At 65.1% G+C, this 20667-nt stretch carries 21 protein-coding genes and 1 tRNA gene; 9 read left to right on the top strand and 13 right to left on the bottom strand.

Annotated features, from left to right (window positions below):
* Nucleotides 1-643 precede the first annotated feature (643 nt).
* Nucleotides 644-814 (top strand): helix-hairpin-helix domain-containing protein, encoded by a 171-nt coding sequence (locus tag ABC766_RS19330; protein WP_345819269.1) that lies wholly within the window; start codon nt 644-646, stop codon nt 812-814.
* A 76-nt stretch (nt 815-890) separates the two neighbouring features.
* A complete protein-coding gene (locus ABC766_RS19325; protein ID WP_345819268.1) occupies nt 891-1370 on the top strand; it encodes a hypothetical protein in 480 nt (159 codons plus the stop codon).
* 357 nt (nt 1371-1727) lie between these two features.
* Here ABC766_RS19325 and istB read toward each other — a convergent pair whose 3' ends face one another.
* From istB to ABC766_RS19305, 4 genes are read right to left on the bottom strand one after another with little or no spacing between them, the layout of a single operon-like run.
* Nucleotides 1728-2516: an IS21-like element helper ATPase IstB gene (istB, locus tag ABC766_RS19320; protein WP_127991182.1), complete on the bottom strand. Its 789-nt coding sequence runs from the start codon at nt 2514-2516 to the stop codon at nt 1728-1730.
* Nucleotides 2516-3814, bottom strand: coding sequence for an IS21 family transposase (istA, locus tag ABC766_RS19315; RefSeq protein ID WP_427902312.1), 1299 nt, complete (start codon nt 3812-3814; stop codon nt 2516-2518). Before istA ends, istB begins: the two co-directional genes overlap by 1 nt.
* Before the next feature lie 42 nt (nt 3815-3856).
* The gene (locus ABC766_RS19310) at nt 3857-4243 is read right to left on the bottom strand and encodes a hypothetical protein (protein ID WP_345819267.1); all 387 of its coding nucleotides are present in this window, start codon (nt 4241-4243) and stop codon (nt 3857-3859) included.
* A gap of 14 nt (nt 4244-4257) precedes the next feature.
* On the bottom strand, nt 4258-4824 hold the full coding sequence (locus ABC766_RS19305; RefSeq protein WP_345819266.1) for a recombinase family protein: 567 nt from the start codon (nt 4822-4824) through the stop codon (nt 4258-4260).
* A 215-nt stretch (nt 4825-5039) separates the two neighbouring features.
* On the opposite strand from ABC766_RS19305, the gene ABC766_RS19300 reads away from it, so the two are divergent.
* Nucleotides 5040-7709: an HD domain-containing protein gene (locus ABC766_RS19300; RefSeq protein ID WP_345819265.1), complete on the top strand. Its 2670-nt coding sequence runs from the start codon at nt 5040-5042 to the stop codon at nt 7707-7709.
* 1496 nt (nt 7710-9205) lie between these two features.
* On the opposite strand, the gene ABC766_RS19295 is transcribed toward ABC766_RS19300, so the two are convergent.
* The 6 genes from ABC766_RS19295 to ABC766_RS19270 form a co-directional block, all read right to left on the bottom strand.
* Nucleotides 9206-9280 (bottom strand) — tRNA-Thr (locus ABC766_RS19295).
* A gap of 73 nt (nt 9281-9353) precedes the next feature.
* Complete coding sequence (locus tag ABC766_RS19290; RefSeq protein ID WP_345819264.1) at nt 9354-9731, bottom strand: hypothetical protein; 378 nt, start codon at nt 9729-9731, stop codon at nt 9354-9356.
* Between the two features lie 52 nt (nt 9732-9783).
* A complete protein-coding gene (locus ABC766_RS19285) occupies nt 9784-10161 on the bottom strand; it encodes a hypothetical protein (protein ID WP_345819263.1) in 378 nt (125 codons plus the stop codon).
* 76 nt (nt 10162-10237) lie between these two features.
* Nucleotides 10238-10603, bottom strand: a complete 366-nt coding sequence (locus ABC766_RS19280; RefSeq protein WP_043354361.1) for a response regulator — start codon at nt 10601-10603, stop codon at nt 10238-10240.
* Between the two features lie 165 nt (nt 10604-10768).
* Nucleotides 10769-11335: a hypoxanthine phosphoribosyltransferase gene (gene hpt / locus ABC766_RS19275; RefSeq protein ID WP_043354359.1), complete on the bottom strand. Its 567-nt coding sequence runs from the start codon at nt 11333-11335 to the stop codon at nt 10769-10771.
* A 152-nt stretch (nt 11336-11487) separates the two neighbouring features.
* The gene (locus tag ABC766_RS19270; protein ID WP_345819262.1) at nt 11488-11874 is read right to left on the bottom strand and encodes a hypothetical protein; all 387 of its coding nucleotides are present in this window, start codon (nt 11872-11874) and stop codon (nt 11488-11490) included.
* A 302-nt stretch (nt 11875-12176) separates the two neighbouring features.
* Between ABC766_RS19270 and ABC766_RS19265 the strand changes: the two genes are divergently transcribed.
* Nucleotides 12177-12602, top strand: coding sequence for a response regulator transcription factor (locus tag ABC766_RS19265; RefSeq protein ID WP_345819261.1), 426 nt, complete (start codon nt 12177-12179; stop codon nt 12600-12602).
* 204 nt (nt 12603-12806) lie between these two features.
* On the opposite strand, the gene ABC766_RS19260 is transcribed toward ABC766_RS19265, so the two are convergent.
* Nucleotides 12807-13148, bottom strand: coding sequence for a phasin family protein (locus ABC766_RS19260; RefSeq protein ID WP_043354355.1), 342 nt, complete (start codon nt 13146-13148; stop codon nt 12807-12809).
* 500 nt (nt 13149-13648) lie between these two features.
* Here ABC766_RS19260 and ABC766_RS19255 point away from each other — a divergent pair, with 500 nt between their 5' ends.
* From ABC766_RS19255 to ABC766_RS19245, 3 genes are all read left to right on the top strand, one after another.
* Nucleotides 13649-15568 carry a heavy metal translocating P-type ATPase gene (locus ABC766_RS19255; RefSeq protein WP_345819260.1) on the top strand — a complete coding sequence of 640 codons (1920 nt, stop codon included), beginning with the start codon at nt 13649-13651 and terminating at the stop codon, nt 15566-15568.
* 100 nt (nt 15569-15668) lie between these two features.
* Nucleotides 15669-16481 carry a universal stress protein gene (locus tag ABC766_RS19250; protein ID WP_345819259.1) on the top strand — a complete coding sequence of 271 codons (813 nt, stop codon included), beginning with the start codon at nt 15669-15671 and terminating at the stop codon, nt 16479-16481.
* 175 nt (nt 16482-16656) lie between these two features.
* Nucleotides 16657-17061, top strand: coding sequence for a BLUF domain-containing protein (locus ABC766_RS19245; RefSeq protein WP_043388204.1), 405 nt, complete (start codon nt 16657-16659; stop codon nt 17059-17061).
* Nucleotides 17062-17104: 43 nt separating this feature from the next.
* Here the strand turns inward: ABC766_RS19245 and ABC766_RS19240 are convergent, their stop codons facing one another.
* Nucleotides 17105-17341: a hypothetical protein gene (locus ABC766_RS19240; protein WP_345819258.1), complete on the bottom strand. Its 237-nt coding sequence runs from the start codon at nt 17339-17341 to the stop codon at nt 17105-17107.
* Between the two features lie 16 nt (nt 17342-17357).
* Nucleotides 17358-18218, bottom strand: a complete 861-nt coding sequence (locus tag ABC766_RS19235) for a universal stress protein (protein WP_345819257.1) — start codon at nt 18216-18218, stop codon at nt 17358-17360.
* Nucleotides 18219-18486: 268 nt separating this feature from the next.
* Here ABC766_RS19235 and ABC766_RS19230 point away from each other — a divergent pair, with 268 nt between their 5' ends.
* The gene (locus tag ABC766_RS19230; protein ID WP_345819256.1) at nt 18487-20037 is read left to right on the top strand and encodes a PAS domain S-box protein; all 1551 of its coding nucleotides are present in this window, start codon (nt 18487-18489) and stop codon (nt 20035-20037) included.
* Entirely contained in the window at nt 20027-20635 is a 609-nt protein-coding gene (fixJ, locus tag ABC766_RS19225; protein ID WP_342142270.1) for a response regulator FixJ, read from the top strand. The genes ABC766_RS19230 and fixJ overlap by 11 nt, the downstream gene beginning before the upstream one ends.
* The last annotated feature ends 32 nt before the right edge of the window (nt 20636-20667 follow it).

Raw genomic sequence — 20667 nt, 5'->3', positions numbered from 1 at the left:
CCAGGATCGTCTGTAACGCCGACAAACCTCACTAGCCTTCGCTTGCACACTCAGCGAAATGGACCGGCTTCTGAGATTGCCGGTCCATGATCCATCGTTCGCCAAAGCGCATTACAGTTGCAGGTCTGAGCTCTGACAGCCCTTGAATCGTCCTGCGCAATCCCTGAGGAAGCGCGGATCGGGTCTCGAAGTCCGCGTCGCCTCAGGACACCCATAGGCCATACATACGGGAGGAAGAATGATCCGATCTACGTTGTCGATAAGTGCCGGTTTGGCGGTGATTGCAGTCGTCCTCACTTCGCTCTGGATCGGTTATGGGCCGCGTCCTCAAGGTGGCGGTCAGGATAAGCGGACAGCAGCCATTGAGCCCCTATCCAAACAGCAACGATCTGGACTGGATGCGAACGGACAACCCATTCGAACCATCACGCCAGGATCACCTTCCAATGCGGGGATGGTGGCATCCGCTCCCACCAGTGCAACCCCGCCCGTTGCCCGTCCCACCGATCAAACGGCAAACCCTAGGGCGTCCGTCGATCCGCCGACTCCTGAGCGACCAGCCGACAATGCGTCTAACCCAAGCTTGACAACGGAGACGACCCCCGAAGGCGCAATTGACCCATCGGCGACGACAGGTGGAAACGTGGATCTGAACACCGCGACCGTGGAACAGCTAAACGCGCTTGGGGCCGGCATGATCGGCAAGAGGATTATCGAGTTCCGCCCTTACACGTCACCCGATGAACTTCTTTCGCGGCGTGTCCTGAAACGTGCCGATTATGACACTATCAAAAGCTCGGTCACCGTCCGGTAGCGACGATGAATCGGATTACATGAAGGTGATCTAGGCGATTTTATGCTATAGTTCCGCCATGCACGTCCACACAATCATGATCCGCCTCAAAAACGGTTCGCCCGACCTTTCTGAGGATTCTGCACCCATCCTTCCGCCCGCTCTCATCCAGTGCGAGGAACTATGGAAGGATCGGGGCAGGCGTAGATCGTGGCCTAAGCACCAATGGGCTTTCGTTAGGCACGCCATTGAACCCTTGCTCTACGCCAGGATCGAACCGGAGCCTGAGCATTACGAGAACGGCCTTCTGAACCCCAAGGGAGTGATCCAGGCCAGAGCCATCGAATTGTCGGCGGTCAGCTTTGAGAATGGGCCGCTCCCTACCATCTCGGGCTATGCGCGGTTCCAGCTGACGTTTGACCGGGCGTTCAGGGACACGGGCGAACTTTACGACTGGATGGAATCGACGGATTGGCTGGATTACGCCCTGTGCTTCGGCCTCCGGTTAGGGAACGGTGATGAGTGGGATGCAACCTATGAGCACAGCGGCATCGATTTTGAGCTTATCACGATTTGATGCTCAATCATTACTTGATCACCCAATGTGTTCCTGACTTGGTTATGTTTCCTTCGCTGTCGCATCTACTGACAGATAGGGATTTGGCGCTGGCATCACCGTGATTGAGAACAATGTGATGTGGCGCCGGCACCTCGCTTTGATGTGAGAGGGCCCAATTAGGCCAGCCGTCAAGTTCAAGTTTCTTCGTTGAACGCGGCGAACTCAAAACGAGATGCAGATTGATGTGGTCTCTAGGTAGCTTTACTATTCTTTCTATCTTACTCTTCATCTGTGAGTTGGTCCAAGCTTTCAAGCGACAACCGGAACTGACCCCTTCGCGTCACGAGGATCTGACCCCCATGCCGGTTTCCTCGCCTAGACGGGCGTGGGGTTGGGGACGATAGCGGCCCTCTGTAGAAGTCCGCTGCGACGCTTCTCGCGCAGGCGGTAGCTGTCACCGCGGATGGTGACGACGTGGCTATGGTGCAGCAGCCGGTCGAGGATGGCGGTGGCCACCACCGCGTCCCCGAACACGCTGCCCCACTCGCCCACCGCCCGGTTCGAGGTCACCAGCATCGCGCCGCGCTCGTAGCGGCGACTGACGAGCTGGAAGAACAGGTGCGCGGCATCCGGCTCGAACGGCAGGTAGCCGAGCTCATCGATGATCAGCAGCTTCGGCTTGGCATAGTGCGTCAGCCGCTCCTCCAGCCGCCCCTCGGCGTGCGCCTTGGCCAACTGCGCCACGAGCGTCGTGGCTGGGGTGAACAACACGCCGTAGCCGGCCACGATCGCCGCACGCCCGATCGCCACCGCCAGATGCGTCTTGCCCACCCCGGGTGGTCCGAGGAGCAGCACCGCCTCACCGTTGGCGATGAAGCGGCCGGTGGCGATCTCGCGGATCTGCGCCTTGTCCAACGAGGGCTGTGCGCCGAAGTCGAAGCCGGTCAGGTCGCGCACGAACGGGAAGCGGGCCAGCCCGAAGGCCATGTCGATGCGCCGCTGATCGCGCCGGGCGATCTCCCGCTCGCAGAACAGCGTCAGCGCCTCGCGGATCGTCAGTTCGCCCCGGCCGGCCTCGTCGATCAGGCTGTCGAGTTGGTCACGCATGGCCGTCAGCTTCAGGCGGTCGAGCAGTACGGTGAGGTGATCGTGTTCCTCGCTCATCAGAAGCCTCCCCCGGCGACAGCCTCGTACTCGGCGAGCGGACGCAGCAGTTCCGGCGTCGCCACGAGAGGAGGCGGGTCGCGCCGATGAGCCGGTCGCTCACGGCTACCCACGAGCCCGGCCAGATGAGCGTCGTCGACCGCACGGCCGTGACGTCCCTTCAGTTCGGCATGCGCGGCGACCTCCCGTCCGCCGTGGTGGACGCGCACCACCGCTCCGCTCACGGTGACCCGCACCCGCTCACCGATCAGCCGCCAGGGTACCGAGTAAGCGTTGCCGTCGACCGCAACCGCGCAGTCCGCTCCGACCCGGCGCACGAGATCGCGCGCGGCGGAAAACGGCGGCACGCCCGCGAGCGGCCGTAGCGCCCGAGCCTCGTCGCGGGCGAACCGCTCGCCCGGCGCCTCGCCGGTCGTGCCGTGCACGCGCCGGTCGGCGACGTCCCGCGTCCAGGCATCGAGATGCGCCTCCAGGGCTGCGAAGCTCGCGAAGCGGCGGCCGGCCACGGCATTGTTCTTGACGTAGCCGACGCCGCGCTCGTCCTTGCCCTTCGTGCGCGCCCGGTACGGGGCGCAGGCCCGCACCCGGAAGCCCCAGTGGCGGGAGAAGGCGTGCAGGCGCGGGTGCAGGACGACCTCGCGGCTCACAGGGTCGTGGTGCAAGACCAGGGCGCGAGCGTTGTCGAGCAACACCTCGTGTGGCACGCCGCCGAAAGCCCGGAAAGCGCTCTCCAGCCCGGCGAACCAGTCCTCCTGCCGTTCGTGGCCGAAGGCACGCACGTGCAGGCGGCGCGAGTAGCCGAGCGTCGCTACGAACAGGGAGACCCGAGTCGGCACGCCGCCGATCTCGACGCGCCGTTCGCCAAAGTCGATTTGCATCTGCTCGCCCGGCCGCGTCTCGAACCGCACGCTCGCCCGCGCGGCGATCACCAGATCCCGCCGCAACGGCGCGACCGCCCGCTCCACCGTGCGCAGGCTGACGTGGATGCCCTTCTCGGTCGCCAGATCCTGGCGCACGACGTCGGCGTTGCCCGCATGCTGCCGGAAGCGTTCGACCAGCCAGTCCGCCAAGCCGTCGAGCTGCTTCGAGCGCGAGGGCGTCGCGCAGGGGCGCCAATCCCCCCGTCGCAGCCACTGCTTCACCGTGTTCTTCGAACAGCCAAGCTCGGCTGCGATCCGCTTCGCGCCCCAGCCGAGCGCCTGCAGCCGCATCATCGCCGACACGTCGTCCGGCGTCTTCATCTCGGCCCTCCACGGATCGTCCATCCGCGTCAGAGCCTGAGCCTCGTTCCTGATCATCTCGACCTCCTCGCTCATCGAGGGGGTCAGATCCTCATGGCGTCAGGGGGTCAGTTTGCCGTGTCGCCTGACACAAGCTGTAGTGAGCTTGGCCTCAATGAGGATGATGGTTGTGTCAAAGGCTACTATGAGGTCGATATCCTCTTGATTGCCTCGTATTTCCTTTCCCGGATTTGGTTGGGGCGTGGAGGGATCAGGGAAATTGTAGTCAGGGCCGAAAGATAGAACGGCGTGCAACCAATCGAAATGATAGTCGAAAGCCCACCACGGACGTTCAGGGATTTCGATATTGAGGACGTTGCGAAGTTTGTCTAGGAATTTGGCATCAAGATCGAGGAATGGAGTTCCGACGGCGTCTAAGAGTAGCCAATAGCGTTCCTTGCGATTGAAACGCGACAGTGCATTCACAAGCTGAGAATGTGGGTTCACTTTACCCTCTACTACTAAGAAGCATCCTTCTGGTCCGGGATGCCGCTCATCAACCTATACACGGATGCCCGCGCCACGTTCAGTTCGCGCGCTATGGCTGTGGCTCCCATCCCATGTGCCGCCAACGCCTTGATCCGGGCCGCGTCGATGGATGGCTTGCGGCCCTTGTAGACGCCTTCGGCCTTGGCCTTCGCGACACCCTCAAGCTGACGCTCACGCCGGATGGCCGTCTCAAACTCGGCAAAAACACCAAGCATCTGCAAAAAGCATCGTCCGGCCGCACTGGATGTGTCCACGGGTTGCTCAAGGACCCTGAGGGATACGCCTTTCGCTTCCAGCCGGGACACGATAGCGGCAAGATCCGCTACCGACCTTGCGAGGCGGTCGATGCGGGTGACTTTCAAGGAGTCCCCGGGCCGCGCGAACTGGATGATCGTTTCCAGTTCGGTCCGGCCCTCAAGCTTGGTGCCGGTCACCTTCTCGGACCGGATCACATCACAACCGGAGGTTTGCAAAGCCTCTTGCTGGACGGCTAAGCTCTGTGATGAACTGCTGACCCGGGCGTAACCGTAGATAGCCACCGGCGAGACCTATGTCTTTTATGGTTCTAGACCCTCATACCTTACCGTCTCATAAGCGGTCCGGCAACCCAAATAAGACGCCTGTTTGGCGACTTAGATGTCTCGGGCTGCTGTCTCGCTAGGGTTTACTCAAACGAGACAAGCCTGTCTTTGTCGGACGTATAGAACGGTCCAACGGCTTGGTATTGATTTTTAGCTAGGTGGGGTCATCCGTCTTGAGTGAAGCATCTCAAACACAGCTCTGGCAAAAGTCGTTTGTCTCGAAAAAGGGTGACGTTCATCAAGAAGCCAGATTAAGGCTAGTTTCGTCCCTTGGACAAATGAGAGACAGCGTCGGAACGCTGCTCAAGAATGTTCCGGCCGATTGTAAAGATTTGACAATCCATGATGTCACACATTTAGACGCGCTGTGGGAGATGGCTTCCCTTATTGTTGGCGAAGATTACGATCTTAATCCGGCCGAAGCCTATGTACTTGGTGGATCGATACTTCTCCACGATGCGGGATTGACCGTTTCATCTTTCGGAAACGGCTTGGCTGATCTGATTGCAACCACCGAATGGCAGGATATTGCCGCAGCTATTTTACGAGAACACAGTATAGAAGTGAATGATAATAATATCCGCACGCCGCCGGATCGCATTGCGCCTATCATTAAGTTTGCAGTTTTACGTGCACTACATGCTAAACAAGCCGAGGTAATGGCTACGCAACACTGGACTATGGCGGGCGGAGTTCAAATCTATATAATCGATAACCTTGAGTTCAGGCAAGCATTTGGATCCTCGATTGGCCGAATAGCACACAGCCACAACTGGGATATAGGTAAGGTTGCCGATAGGTTGAACAATAATATTGGGTCTGGCACTACCTTGCCCAACGAATGGTCCGTTAATGAGCGAAAGATTGCCTGTATCTTACGGTGCGCAGATGCTGCACATATCGACCGTCGGCGCGCGCCCACCATCCTGTTCGCTGCAAGCCGTCCTGGCGGATTGTCAGCTAGGCATTGGGGTGCACAGAACAAGATCAATAAGCCCACTGTCGATAAGGGTACGTTAATCTATAGTGCCGGGCAATCATTTAGATCGGATGAGGCGGAAGCTTGGTGGCAGGCTTACGACCTGATAGGAGTAGTCGATAAGGAAATCAGATCATCGAACGCACTCTTAGAAGAGATGCATGCCCCATTGTTCAAGGTCCAAAGGGTGTTCGGCGCAGAAAGTCCTCGCGCTTTATCTACTTACTTCATCCCAGATGGCTGGCGTCCAATAAATGCCGAGGTTAAAGTCTCCGATCCTGTCCATCTCGCGAAAACTTTAGGCGGCCGTCAGTTATATGGGGCTGGCATGTTGGCGCCGCTTCGAGAAATATTACAGAATGCAGCGGACGCGATACGAGCCAGATGTAAGATCGAAGACCGCCCCTTGTCGTGGGGGCAGATAAAAATCACTCTCGAGAACGACCCGGATAAGCCAAAGGGGTGCATATTACACGTAGAAGATAATGGAATAGGTATGACTGAGCGCGTTATGGCTGGCCCTCTAATAGATTTTGGAAAGTCGATATGGAGTTCCAGCCTCCTTCAAGAAGAGTTTCCCGGGTTACAGAGCAAAAACATAGATCCAATCGGAAAGTTCGGAATAGGTTTTTTCTCGATATTCGAACTAGGTAGTGATGTTAAAGTTGTTAGTAAGCATTACGAAGCCGGCCTTTCTGATACTAAAGTACTAGAGTTTAGATCGCTGTCAGGCAGACCTCTCATACGACCCGCGTTGCCCAAAGAGCTTCCACGTGACGCCTCAACGAAAATCAGCGTCGCAATCTCTGACTATGATGTATTCGTTCGATCTGCGGCAAAGTCGCACGCGGCTTATCGCTTAACAGCATCTATTGTGCCCGATTTGAGTAAGGCCTTGCTTCGAATGATTTGCATGCTCGACATTAATGTGGAGTTTCAGGATAAGGTGGGCGGCAAGACATCTGCGCATTCTTACGACATTTATGGGGTTGATGCGGATATATTCATAGAGGAGTTGCTGCCTGACGTGCCGCAGAACGAGAGAGATGCGTATAAGGCAGCCTACAATAAAACTCTTAAGCCAATAGTAGGCGAAGACGGTAAGAAATATGGACGAGCCGCCTTATCGTTCATACCGTCGTTTGGCCGGCAGCACGAACGGCGGGCGACTGGCCATGTAGGCGTCGGAGGATTTGTGTACGAAGATTATTCGGGAATAACAGTCCCATATCTAGGTGTGGTTGAAGGCAGCACGGATGGGGCAGCCCGCCGATCCGCACGTTCATCTGTTCCGAAAGATGTCTTGATCAAATGGGTCTCAGAGCAGGCTAAACTTATCGATCAATCTCGATTTCAGAAACTTCATTTGATGAAAGCTGCGGAGTCGATACTAGAAATGGGAGGAAATCCTGGTGATCTACCTTATGTGTTCAACCAAAATAAACTTATAACTCATTCCGTTCTGAATATCTTGCTATCGTCTATGGATGTTGTCCATCTCCCCCTTGAAATAAAATACTCTACTGATCTAAAGATTAGACAGTACTCTGAACTAAACGCCAACTTTTTTGAAATACCAATGAATAGCAAGGTTTTCGTCATTTTTGGCGATGACTTTAGGCTAGTCAACGAAGACTTGGTTCGATCGATCCTGAAAGATGGTCGGAGAGAAATAACTTTATCAGATATTGAAGACTCGCCTTCGGCGAAACCTTCGCTCAAGTTGTTTATTGATATCGTAGCGAAGGCATGGAAGAATGAGCCGCGTCTATTTGTCGAAGGTTTTCAAGTTTTTGAAGGTGAGCTTCATTTGCATCCAAATGCTCAATGGGTAATGTCGCTTCGAAAGGGGATTGCCAGCTAAGCTAAGCGGTCCACCTGTGGAGGTTGGCTGATGCTCAATGTCACAGCCGGTCTAGTACCCAATCGGCCGCGGCAGGAGCGTCGGATCCGGCGGCTGTAATGGGCTGTCCATTGTTGTGGTATCTATGGGGTAACGTGGGAATCGCCCGATAATGTCCGCCAGCATCATAAGGGTCGGTGTCTCGTATCGTCTGCCGACCGAAGCAATACGATGACCGGTGATGGCGTCGCGTAAGCGTTCCTCGATCCCTGCTCCAAGCGCCCGTGTCTTCCACGTGTGCCGCCAGCCGTGGTTCGGATCGACGCCCGGATCCAGTCTGACCGTCTCGCGTACCCACTTGCCGAGCTTATGCCCCTGTAGCTCTGCCGGTGAGGTAGATGATCGTTCACCGTGGCGCTTCGGATCATAGAACAGGGGTCCAGGCCCACACTCTCCCACGAACGCTAGGAAGCCTTGTTCAATCAGGTGGGCATGGATGGGGACGGATCTGGGTTCGCCCGTCTTTGTCACCCTAAGATGCATGAACGGGACGCCACCTTCTGTCCGTATGTCCTCACGGTGAAGGTTGGTCAGTTCGGCTATCCGTGCACCACTGTAGGCCGCAAGCCAAGGGCACCATCGGCGGGCTGCGCTACGGGTTGGGTTACGGGCGTCTAGCGTGACCCCTGAGGCCGCCGACAGGATCGCCGCTATCTCCCGGTCTCGAAACACCCGCTCTCGCTGTAGGACGATCCTAGGCTCATCCAGCGATATGCCAGCGGCCGGGTTGGACGACAGGATCTGACCAGCTGCTCGACCGATGCCCCACCGGAACACCGAACTGAGAGCGACCAGATCGTTCTTGTTGATCGCGCGCGGGCTGATGCCTTCGAGGTCTCGCCTATGCATCGCCCAAACGAAAACGTCATCGCCGGTTAGGGTCCGAACGTCCCGGCCCATGGCGAAGGCTTCGAATGAGCGGATGCTGCCACGGTAACGCTTGATCGTGTTGGGGGCCCGTTTGTCCGCACGATCCGTTGCCCATCGTTCGAATAGTTCCCCGATGGTCAGAGTCGGGCCGCTGATCGTGGGCAGGGAGGGCGCTGCGGTCGATAAGCGTGTAGGCGCCGGCGAGGGGGCAGCTATCTCACACGCTTCAATCGATGTGTTAGAATAGTCACACCCGCGTTCGATGGTCCAGATCCGCTTGAGGGCACCATCAGCAATAGCGTGACGAACCTTGGCCTCACGTGGCTCTTTGGTCCTAAGCGATGCCTGGACGATAGGACCTACGGTAACGGCAGCCCAAGAGGCGCCGATGGGAAGCCTGATGGTCCTACCCTTCAACCGTGCGACAAGATCGGCGGGGGTTCGTTGGCGTAGATGGTAGATCCCTGTCTTAGGGTCCTTCCATGGTCGGGCGATTTGGAGAGACAATGTGTGGGACCGCTGTGTGAGAGTAGCGGTCGTCGTTCCTTAAATCGCCACCTAACCTACTGTAATCTTTGATAAAATCGTGGTGCCGGTGGAGAGGATCGAACTCCCGACCTTCGGTTTACAAAACCGCTGCACTACCGCTGTGCTACACCGGCTCGCGAGACGCTTGCTACCAGCCGCCGTGCCGCCGCTCAACCCGAGCGGCGCGAAGAATTGCGGCGGCCCGCCTCATTGGCCCGAGCGGCGGATCAGGCGCTTGAAGCGCTGGTCCGCGGTATCGAGGCGGTCGGCGATGCCGCGGCGGATGCACTTCCCGACGGAATCGCCGGCGTAGAAGCCGACCGTCTGGTCCTGGTATCGGCAGGCCTGGATCGGCGGCCAAGCCACCACCCCCGCGACGACCAGGAGCACGACCAGGCTGTCGACGACGAGCCAGCCCTTCCAGCCGAGCCGGAGGCGGCGCCCCCGTTCGGGTGCCCGGCTCCCGCGGGGGGGACGGTTCGCCGCTTCGGGGCCGACCCGCGCCATGCGGGCGCGGAACTTCGCCTCCTCGAGGGCATCGGACACACCTTCGGACGCGGCGGGAAGAAGCGGGCGGCTGGACATGGCGGACTCACGGGGAGCGGAGCAGAGCGCGGCGGCGCGACACGCCGAAGGTTCAGTTGATGAGTCGCTTCAGGAGGGCGAGGTTGTCCTGGATCGAGAGGACGTTGCCGAGCATCTCGTTGCGGGCGCAGGCACCGGCCCCGACGAGGCCGAGCCAGCCCGCCGCCGGACGGCCGCTGCAATCGGCGAAGCTGCCATACAGGAACAGCGCCGCCGGCACCGCAAGGACGGAGACCTTGATCAGCGAAGACAGCCGCCCGAAAAAGCCCTTGCGTGCCCGCTGCGGCTCGTCCCGATCCGCCCGCCAGGTCGCATCGTCCGGCTCCCAGGCATAGCGGTCCGCTTGATAGGCTGCCGCGTCGATGTCCCGGTCCCGGCGATACATGGCGAGGGCGTACTCGGTCTGATCCAGTCGGGAGCAGATTGGCACGCCTTCGTGAAGCTCAACCTAAGGGAAATGTTTAAGTTCGTCTGAACGGGTGGACTGTCCCGCCGGGCCGGTCGCCTCAGGCCGCCAGCGCCCGCTTCACCGTGGCGCGCAGATCCGCCAGGGAGAAGGGCTTGGTCAGGACATCGGTGACGATGGCATCGAGCCCCCGCGCGCGCTCGCGCTGATCGGCGAAGCCGGTCATCAGCAGGATGGTCAGGTCGGGGAAATCGCGCTTGGCCGCCAGGGCCAGCGCGATGCCGTCCATGAGCGGCATGCGGATATCGGTGAGCATCAGATCGAAGCCGCCGTCGGCCTCGTTGAGGCGATCGAGCCCGTCACTGCCATCGCTGGCCGTGACGACCGCATGGCCGTCGATCTCCAGCCCCCGCTTGAGGAAGCCCCGGACGGTCTCTTCGTCATCCACCAGGAGGATGCGCGCCATGTGGTCCCGTGATCGTCCCCGAAGCCCGCGAGCGCCCCGTCGCAATGATGCGGACGCCCAAACGTCGACAGACACAGGCGAATTTGCCGCCTGTCAAGACGTCGCACGTCGAATCGTCAATCCTGCCGTGCAGCGCGGCGAAAATGCCGCGCCGCGGCGTCTCGGTCAGGCATCGAACAGATCCGGGCCGCCATCCCCGTAATCGACCACGCCCACGAAGGGCAACTGCCGGAAGGCGTGCGCGGCATCCATGCCGTAGCCGACGACGAAGACATCGGGGCAGACGAAGCCGACGAAATCCGCGTCGATCGTCACGGCGCGCTTGCCGGGCTTCTCCAGCAGCACCGCGGTGAGGACGCGCCGGGCGCCGCGGGCCATCAGCAGGTCCTTGGCGAAGACGACGGTGCGGCCCGATTCCAGGATATCGTCCACGAGCAGCACATCCCGCCCGCGCACCTCGCTCTGCACGTCGCGCAGGATCTCGACCTGACCGCTGGACACGGTCCCCGTACGGTAGCTCGACAGGTGCACGAACTCGACCTGCGGCGCGAGGCCGACCCGGTGGAGCGACCGGAGCAGGTCGGCCGCGAACATGAAGCTTCCCTTGAGCACGGCCACGACGAGGAGGTCCTCGGGCCCGGCAGCCAAAATCTCCTGGGCGAGTTCATCGTTGCGCCTGGCGATGGCCGCCTCGTCGAACAGGGTCCGGACGCGCCGTTCAGGGGTGCTCATCACTCGTATCCCGAAGCCCGTTCGCGGGACGGGATCCGCCACCGCACTGGAGAGGGTCTTAGCGTCCCGGGCGCCGTCGGGAAACTCCGGATCCGAAACGACGGCGGGCCGACATCAAGTCGCGCCCGCAGGACCCGCCGACGCCGGGAGCGTCAGGCCTCGGTTCCCTGCCGGAACGGGCGGAGCAGGCGGGTGAGCCGGCGCCGGCGCGGCGCGGCCGCGCCGGCATGCCGCTCGGCCGTCACGTCCGGCAAGGACTCCGGTCGGGGCTCCGGTCCGGACTCCAGTTCGGACTCCAAGTCCATCCCCGCCGGCGCCTCCGCGGGCTCGACATGCCGCACCTGTTCCAGGACGTCCGCCACGATGCGCGGAATGGGGCGCTCGTGCTCCTCCAGCAGCAGCGACGCGGTCCAGAGACGGCTGGCATTCGCCAGCGGCAGCGTTCCCTGGGTCAGGCGCTCCATCAGCATCCGATCGGCCAGCGACGCCGCCAGCGCGCTAACGATCTCGAGCTGATCCTGCTGTGTCGTGCTGTTCATGGCAGTCTTCACACTCAGACGATATTCAATTCATGCGATCGAAAGCGTAGGCGGACAAATTTGGCAATTCTATAACCCACCCCAGAACCGGGAAACGCCGGCGAACAAAACAGAGGACAACGAAACGACACGCCTTCCGGCCCCCTGCAGGGGCTGGTGCGCTGGGCGGTGCTGGCGGGCCTGGCCTGAGCCGGCCTTGAGGCAGGTCAAGGCCGGGATCCGGATCGCGCCCCATCCTGGCGGTCCCGAACCCGGACCGGCGCCCCGCCGACGAACCTGCCGACCAGCCGCCGATACACCTCATGCCTGCCCTGACCGACCTCATCTACGTGGTGGACGACGACGCGGCCGTCCTCCACTCCACCCGCTTCCTCCTGGAAAGCGAGGGCCTCCGGGTCGCGACCTTCGCGGACGGACCGGAACTGCTGGCAGCCTTCCCGGGGCCCAGCCCGGCCTTCGTCCTCCTCGACCACGTCCTGCCGGGGCTCGACGGCCTGGAAGTCTGCGCCAGGCTCCACGACCTCGATGCCCGCGTGCCCGTGGTCCTGATCACCGGACACCCCGACCCCGCCATCCGCGCCCGGGCCCGCGCCGCCGGGATCCCGCTGGTCGACAAGCCCCTCGCCTTCGACGCGCTCCTCGGGCTCCTCGCCCCGGACGCCGCCCGAGACACCGCCCGAGACGCCGCCCCAGCGCCACGCCCCGCGCCCCTCCCCCAGCCGGCCTGACCACACCCGGCGGAAACCAGACAGGCCAGAGCGAAATACGGCGCGCATCGGGCCGGCGTGCGAACACCCGGCAGAGGGCGGCCCGACCTGCGGCCCGTCCTGCCACCCGTCCTGCCACCCCCATCATGCCGCCCCCGTCCTGCCCCCACCGCAGCAGAAGCCATCGAGACGGGCGCGCTCGGAATGGCGCGGCGGTCCGGCCCCTCAGGCCGCCTTGGACACCCCCTCGGCGGAGGCCGCCTCGACGACCTCGTGCGACAGCGTGCGCGCCTCCGCTTGGTAGTCGGCCATGCTTCTGGTCAGGAACGCCGTCTGAAGCTCGAACGCATCCTTGAGCGAGCCGCATCGGGTGAGCGCGGCCAGATGGTCCGCCTGGGCCTGGAGACGGCAGCCCGTGAAGCGCACCGTCTCCGTGGCGATGCGCAGCGGCAGATCGACGGCAAAGGCGCGCCAGGCGCCGAAGCCTGTACCCAGGCCGGCCTTGATGGACTCCATCGGGTCGGTGGACGACGGTGCCTGAAGAGGCGTCACGGTCTCAGAAGCCATCGGGATCTCCTGTCTCGACATCCGGGCCACGAATGAAGTTCCGGTACGATCCGCATTGATTCAGATCAATATCTCAAATCCAATACAAATAGTCGCTCAGATATTATTGAGAAAAACCCGACCGGACAGGTCGGACGCCGCCGGACGCGCCGCCCCGCGACCCGATCCAAGGCTCGGCGCCAGCTCTGGATCTCTCGGGCATCGCAGGCCGCGGCCCGTCCGCGCACGGGGCTCGGCCCTCGCTCCCTCGCTCCGGTCGCGAAGGGAGAAGCCGACGCGACGCGTCGAGAGCCGGACCGAGCCCGCGATGCCCAACGGATTCACCGTCGTCCGCAGCCCCGTCCCGGTCGGTGCGCCGGCATCGCGGGGGCCGGAACCTGGCGTGGTCGCGCCCCACGGGCCTGAGCCCGGCCCGGTTCGACGGGGACGGTTTGATCCAACGCAAGGCCCGCGAACCAGGCGGGCCCTAGCTCGGCGGCGCGGACGGAGGCACCTTCGACATGGCCACGGCGGCGGTAGGCTCAACCGGAACAGGATGGTCGGCCGCCGAGTGGGGGACGCGGGTGCGGAGGTGGCTGGCGGTCCTGCCGCTGGCGGGCCTCTGCGCGGGCCTCCTGGCGCAGGCGCTCGGGCGGCCGGATTTCGCGACGGCGGCCTGGGCGTTCGCAACCCTGGCGGTCCTGGCCGTCCTCCTGACGCAGGTCGTGACGAGCTTGGCGCGCGGCGATGTCGGGCTTGACCTCGTTGCCCTTCTCTCGATGGGCGGCGCCCTCCTCCTGGGTCAGACGCTGGCCGGTGCCGTCATCGCGCTGATGTACGCGGGCGGCCAGTCGCTGGAGGCCTATGCCACGGGCCGGGCCGGGGCGGCGATGACGGCGCTGATCGCGCGCCAGCCGCGCACCGCCCTGCGCGAGGAGGGCGGTGTGTTGCAGGAGGTCGCCCTCGCGGCGCTGGTCCCGGGGGACCGGATCCTGGTCCGTGTCGGTGACGTCGTGCCGGTGGACGGGTGGGTCGCGGCGGGCCGGGCGGTGCTCGACCGGTCGAGCCTGACCGGCGAGGCGCTACCGGTCACCCTCAAGGCGAACGAGCCCGTGCTCAGCGGCACGGTGAATGCCGGCACGCCGTTCACCCTCTTGGCGGAGCGACCCGCGGCCGAGAGCACCTATGCCGGGATCGTCCGCCTGGTCGAGGCCGCCCGAGCCCAGAAGGCGCCGATGGCGCGGTTGGCGGACCGCTACGGGCTCGGATTCCTCGCCCTCACGCTGGCTTTGGCCGGCGGCGCCTGGGCCGCCACGGGCGACCCGATCCGGGCCCTGGCGGTGCTGGTCGTCGCCACGCCGTGCCCGCTGATCCTGGCGGTGCCCGTCGCCCTCGTCTCGGGACTCTCGCGCGCGGCCGGCATCGGCGTGCTGATCAAGGGCGGCGGCGCGCTGGAGATGCTCGCCCAGGTGCGGGTCCTGGTGATCGACAAGACCGGCACCCTGACCCGCGGCTCCGCCCGACTCGCCGCCCTGCGAACCCTCGGCGCGCACGGGGAGGCCGAGGTCCTGCGCCTCGCGGCGTCCGTCGATCAGGCCTCGGGCCACCCGGTGGCGCGGGCCCTGGTCGAGGAGGCCCGGGGGCGCGGCCTGATCCTTCCGCAGCCCGCGATGGTCGCGGAATCCCCCGGCGAGGGGGCGAGCGGCCGGGTGGAGGGGCGGCTCGTCATCGTCGGAGGCGCGCGCCTGATGCGCCGGCACGGCATCGTCTTCCCGCCGGCGGCCGGCCCCCGACAGGCCGCGGCGGCGGCATCGACGGTCCTGGTCGCCGTCGACGGCACGCCGGCCGCGGTCCTGGACTTCGCGGACCCGCTGCGGACGGATGGCGGCCGGGCGCTCATGGACCTTCGCGCCTGCGGGATCACGCGCGTGGTGCTTGCGACCGGCGACCGGCGCGGCGTCGCCGAGGCGCTCGTCGCCGGCCTGCCCGTGGACGCCATCGTGGCCGACCTCGATCCGACGGCCAAGACCGGCACCGTGGCCGCCGAGCGTCGGAACGGCCCCGTGATGATGGTGGGCGACGGGGTCAACGACGCGCCCGCGCTGGCGGCGGCCGATCTCGGCGTGGCCCTCGGCGCCCGGGGCGCGGCGGCGGCGGCCGAGGCGGCCGACGTCGTCCTGCTGGTGGACAGCCTGGCGCCGCTGCCGCAGGCGATCCACATCGCGAAGCGCGCCCGCGCCATCGCCCTCCAGAGCGTGTGGATCGGCCTCGGCCTGTCCCTCGCCGGCATGGTCGCGGCGGCGCTGGGCCATCTCTCGCCGCTTCAGGGGGCGCTCCTTCAGGAGGCCATCGACGTCGCGGTGATCCTCAACGCCATGCGCGTGCTCGGCGGCCCCCGGGACGGGCGCGAGCCGACGGCGGATTCCGTGGGCCATCCCTGACGCCGGCCGGCAGCCGGCGGGCTTGCGCTGGATCAAGGTGGCCCCTCGCGGCTCCAGCGAAGTTCCCCGCATCGGCATCGACGCGGGCCGGAGCTGAGCCATGGACTACGCCAACATCCTCGTTTCCGCCGACCTCGGCGAAGCGGCGCTGGACCGGATGCGCCTCGCCGCCGGCCTCGCCCGGCGCTTCGCGGCGACGCTCACGGGCGCGGCGGCCCATCCGGTGCCGTCCCCCATCCTGGTCCGTGATGTCTACGATGCCGTCGCGCAGGAAGAGCGCAACACGGCACAGATCCAAGCCATCCTCGAACAGGCGCAGGCCCTGTTCCGGCGTGCCGGGACCGAGGGGATCGGCACGGACTGGCGCGCCGGCTTCGCGGACGCCGTCACGCACGTCATCGAGACGGCCCGCGCCGCGGACCTCGTGGTCCTGAGCCGGCGGGGACCGGGCGACGCGGATCCGGGACCGCTCGGCGTGCCGCCCGGGCCCGTCCTCATGGAGGCCGGCAGGCCGGTCCTGGTGGTGCCGCCGGGGCTCGCGAGCCTGACGGGGGCGCGCATCGTTATCGCGTGGCGGGACGGTCCCGCAGCGCGGCGGGCCGTGTCGGCGGCTTTGCCATTCCTGCGGGCGGCGGACCGGGTCCACGTGGCGACCGTCGGCGCCGATGCCCGGCCCGACGGTGCCGACGACGTGGCCGGCCACCTCGCGCGGCACGGCGCGCACGTCGCCGTCCATCACCTGCAAACGGAGGATGATGCCGGCTCGGAGATCCTGCGGTTCGCCCTGCGGCAGGATGCGGATCTGATCGTCACGGGCGCCTACGGCCATTCCCGGTTGCGGGAATGGATGTTCGGCGGCGTCACGCGCGATCTCCTCGAGCGCTCCCCACGCTGCTGCCTGATGAGCCACTGAGCCCGCGCTTCCTCGGAGCCGCCCGTTCGCAGGCTGGACGAGCGCTTCCCGATCGCGGGCGTCGAACGGCACCATCCCGCGACGCCCGCGTTCCGGTCGGATCCGCGCGACGAAGTCAGTCTCGCCGGCCTGAACGCGTCAGGGTCGCGATGGGCGGCGGCAGGGAGGCAGAGCCATGGACAGTCGGCTTCTCTACGTCAGCCGGCGGACATCCTCCGAGGCCGACGTCCGGAACATCGTCGAGACGTCTCTGTCCCGGAACGCCCGGCTCCGGGTCACGGGAGCCCTCGTGGCGTCGCGCACCCGGTTCGCACAGATCCTGGAGGGGCCGCGTCCCGCGGTCGATGCCCTGATGGACAGCATCCGTCGCGACCCGCGCCATACGGAGGTGGCGGTGCTGCTGTACGACGACATCGACCGGCGGCGCTTCGCCGACTGGAGCCTCGCCTATTCCGGCGCCTCCGTTTACGTCGACAGGCTGATCGCAGCCCTGACCGCGCGTGCCCCGGCGCAGCCGGACCCGGCCGACCTGCGCCGCCTGATCCAGGCCATCGAGGAACTCGCGCGGGCCCGGCTCTGACACCCCCGCACGGGCGGGAGAGCCGAAGGCGCCCACGGGGCCGTCATTCGACGAAGCCCCAGCCGGCCTCGAGGGCGCGGCGCTCCTCCTCGGTCAACGGGTTGGCCCAATCGGGCGCGTTCGGCGCCCGCACCGGAGGCGCCGCCTCGACGGGTTCGGGGCGCACCGGCGGCACCGCCTCCGCGGCTTCGGAGCGCACCGGGGCGCCACGGGGCGGCGGCTCACGCTTGCGCGTCGGCCCGGTGGTCGTGCCGCTCCGGGCTGTTGGTCGCTTGCGCATCGCCGACCCCCTAGGTTCAATGGGACAGGAACAGCGGCACGGGGCTGTTCCGCAGGAGCGAGCGGGTGACCCCGCCCAGGAAGAACTCCCGCTTGGGGGAATGCCGGTAGGCTCCCATCACGACCATGTCGGCGCGGAACAGGCCGGCCTGGCTGCGCAGGGTCTCGGCGATGCCGTCCCCCTTCGGCAGGTCGTTGACGACGACGTTCACGCCGTGCCGCGCGAGGTGGGGCGCGAACTCGGCCCCCGGGACGGCCTCGTGGATCTCCGCGTCGTCGCAGACCGAGACGACCTCGATCGCTTCGGCGGCGCGCAGGAACGGCAGGGCATCGTTGGCGGCCCGCGCCGCCTGCGCGCTGCCGTCCCAGGCGACGATGATCCGCCGTGCGGCGAAGGCGTCGCAGCCCGGCGGCACCGCGATGACCGGCCGCCCGCTCTCGAAGAGCGCCCGCTCGATGGTCTCGCGATCGAGGTCGAACCGTCGCGGTCCCGCGTCCAGGACCGTGAGGTCGTGCAGGCGCGCCTGCGTGGCCAGCCGGGTCACGACGTCCGGGTAGGTCAGACCCGGCGCCTCCGTCGTGCAGACCACGCCGCCTTGGGCCGCATCGCCGGCCGCACGCTCCGCGATGGAGCGCGCCAGCGCGTCGAGACGGCGGTCCACGAGGGCCTCGCCCACGTAGTCGAACTCGCCGAGCCATGCGTCGTCGCCCGTGAGGCGCCAGGAGGCCGACTGTACGGTGAGGTGCGCATTGGCGGCCTTGGCCAGCGTCAGCCCGTAGCCGATCGCCGCGATCGGGGGATCGAACTCGCCCTCCACGGTCGTGCCGACGAGGACGTCGCGGATGCCCGCGAGTGGGGAGCGGGAGGGGCTGGACATGGAGCGTCTCCGATTCGTGCCGGCCCCATGGTTCGTCCCGTCGCGGCTGGGCAGCCTTGATCCACCTCAAGCGGCCCGCGACGCGGAGTGTTCAATTTCGCACATTCGCACAACGGGATCGTCTATATTCGACCGACAACACTGCCGAAAGGCTGTTCACTGATTCCAAAATGCAGTAATTTTTGGTTGTCATGGCGCAACCGATTGGAAGTTCGGGACGGATGCGTTTTCATCGTCGCGCCCCGCAGGACCTCTCCGGGTGCAAGCGATGACGACCCCCGTCGACGCGCCCGGCCACCCTCGCGACGATGCCGCCGCTCAGACCGACGACGACCTGCGGCTGACCCTCGACGAGGTGGGCATCTGCATCTGGTCGCTGGACATCGCGACCGGTCGCGCCGTGGTGTCACCGACCTGCGCGCGCCTGTTCGGCGTCCCGGCCGAACGATTGACCACCTTCGCCGCCTCGCAGGCCATGGTGCATCCGGAGGACCGTCCAGCCCGCGCGGAGGCCATCGAGAGAGCCGTGCGGGAGGGGGGCAGCTACGAGGTCGATTACCGCGTCCTGCGCCCCGACGGGCATGTCTGCTGGCTGCGCTCGCGCGGCCGGGTGCAACTCGACCCGGAACGCCGGCCCTTCCGGCTCCGCGGGGTCGTGCTCAATATCGACGAGCAGAAGCGGGCCGAGGTCGATGTGCGGGCCCGCGAGGCTCACCTGCGCTCGATCCTCGACACCGTGCCGGAGGCCATGGTCGTCATCGACGAGGCAGGCCTGATCCATTGGTTCAGCGCCGCGGCCGAGCGTCTCTTCGGCTACGCGGCCGACGAGGCGGTCGGGCGGAACGTCCGCATCCTGATGCCGGAGCCGATGCGGAGCGAGCACGACAGCTACCTCGACCGCTACCGGCGGACCGGCGAGCGCCGCATCATCGGCACCAACAGGGTCGTGACCGGCCTGAGGCGGGACGGCTCCACCTTCCCGATGGAGCTGGCCATCGGCGAGATGCGCGCGGGCGAGCAGGTCTTCTTCACCGGGTTCATCAACGACCTGACCGAGCAACGCCGCACGCAGGCCCGTCTCGAGGAACTCCAGGCGGAGCTGGTCCACATGTCCCGCCTCAGCGAGATGGGCGAGATGGCCTCGACGCTGGCCCACGAGTTGAACCAGCCGCTCGGGGCCATCAGCAACTATACCAAGGGCTGCAAGCGCCTTCTGGCGCATCCCAGTCCCGAGAACGTCGCCAAGACGGTGGAGGTGCTCGACAAGGCCGCCGAGCAGGCCTTGCGGGCGGGACAGATCATCCGGCGCCTGCGCGAGTTCGTCACCCGCGGCGAGACCGAGAAGCGGGTCGAGCCCGTCGCGAGTCTGATCAAGGAGGCCAGCACGCTGGCCCTGGTCGGGGCCCGGGAGCAAGGCGTTGTCGCGCGCGTGCACGTGGATCCGAGGGTCACGTCCGTCCTGGCCGACCGCGTTCAGGTTCAGCAGGTCCTGATCAACCTGATGCGCAACGCCCGCGAGGCCATGCAGCAGGGGCACCGGCGCGAATTGCGCGTCGAGGCCTGCCCCGCGGGAACGGACCACGTCGAGATTGCCGTCGTGGACACCGGGCCGGGCATCTCGGACGCGGTGGCGGACCGGCTGTTCCAACCCTTCGTCACCACCAAGGCGAGCGGGATGGGCGTCGGGCTCTCGATCTGCCGCACCATCGTCGAGGCTCATGGCGGCCGCCTATGGGTCGAGCGCAACGAGGCCGGCGGGGCAACCTTCCGGCTGACGCTGCCGGCCGCGCACGATGGAGACCTCGGTCATGCCAGCTAGCCTTGTGCACGTGGTCGACGACGACCCGGCCATGCGGGACTCGGTCGGCTTCCTGCTCGGCACCGAAGGCTTCGAGGTGCGGCTCTACGAGACTGCGACCGACTTTCTCCAACGGCTCGTCGAGCCGGCAGCGGGCTGCGTCCTGACCGATATCCGCATGCCCGGCCTCGACGGCCTGGAGTTGCTCCGCCGCCTGCGGGCATCCGGCCACACGCTTCCGGTTATCATGATGACCGGGCACGGGGACGTCCCGCTCGCGGTGGAGGCGATGAAGCTCGGCGCCTGCGACTTCATCGAGAAGCCGTTCGACGACGAGGCCCTCCTGCAGGCGCTGCGCTCCGCCCTGGAACGCAACGGCGCGGCCGAGGCGGTGGATCCGACGCTGCGGGAGTTCGTCCGGCGGGTCGGCACCCTGAGCGAGCGCGAGCGGCAGGTCCTCGACCAGCTGGTCGCCGGCGGCACCAGCAAGGAAATCGGCCGCACGCTCGACATCAGTCCGCGCACCGTCGAGATCTACCGGGCGAAGCTTATGGCCAAGACGCAGGCCGGCACCCTGCAGGAGCTGGTGCGCTGGGCGGTGCTGGCGGGCCTGGCCTGAGCCGGCCTTGAGGCAGGTCAAGGCCGGGATCC

Source organism: Methylobacterium fujisawaense, assembly GCF_039619325.1.
GTDB lineage: Bacteria > Pseudomonadota > Alphaproteobacteria > Rhizobiales > Beijerinckiaceae > Methylobacterium > Methylobacterium fujisawaense.
Note: the sequence above shows the minus strand (reverse complement) of the source record. Positions and strands in the feature narration are given on the sequence as shown.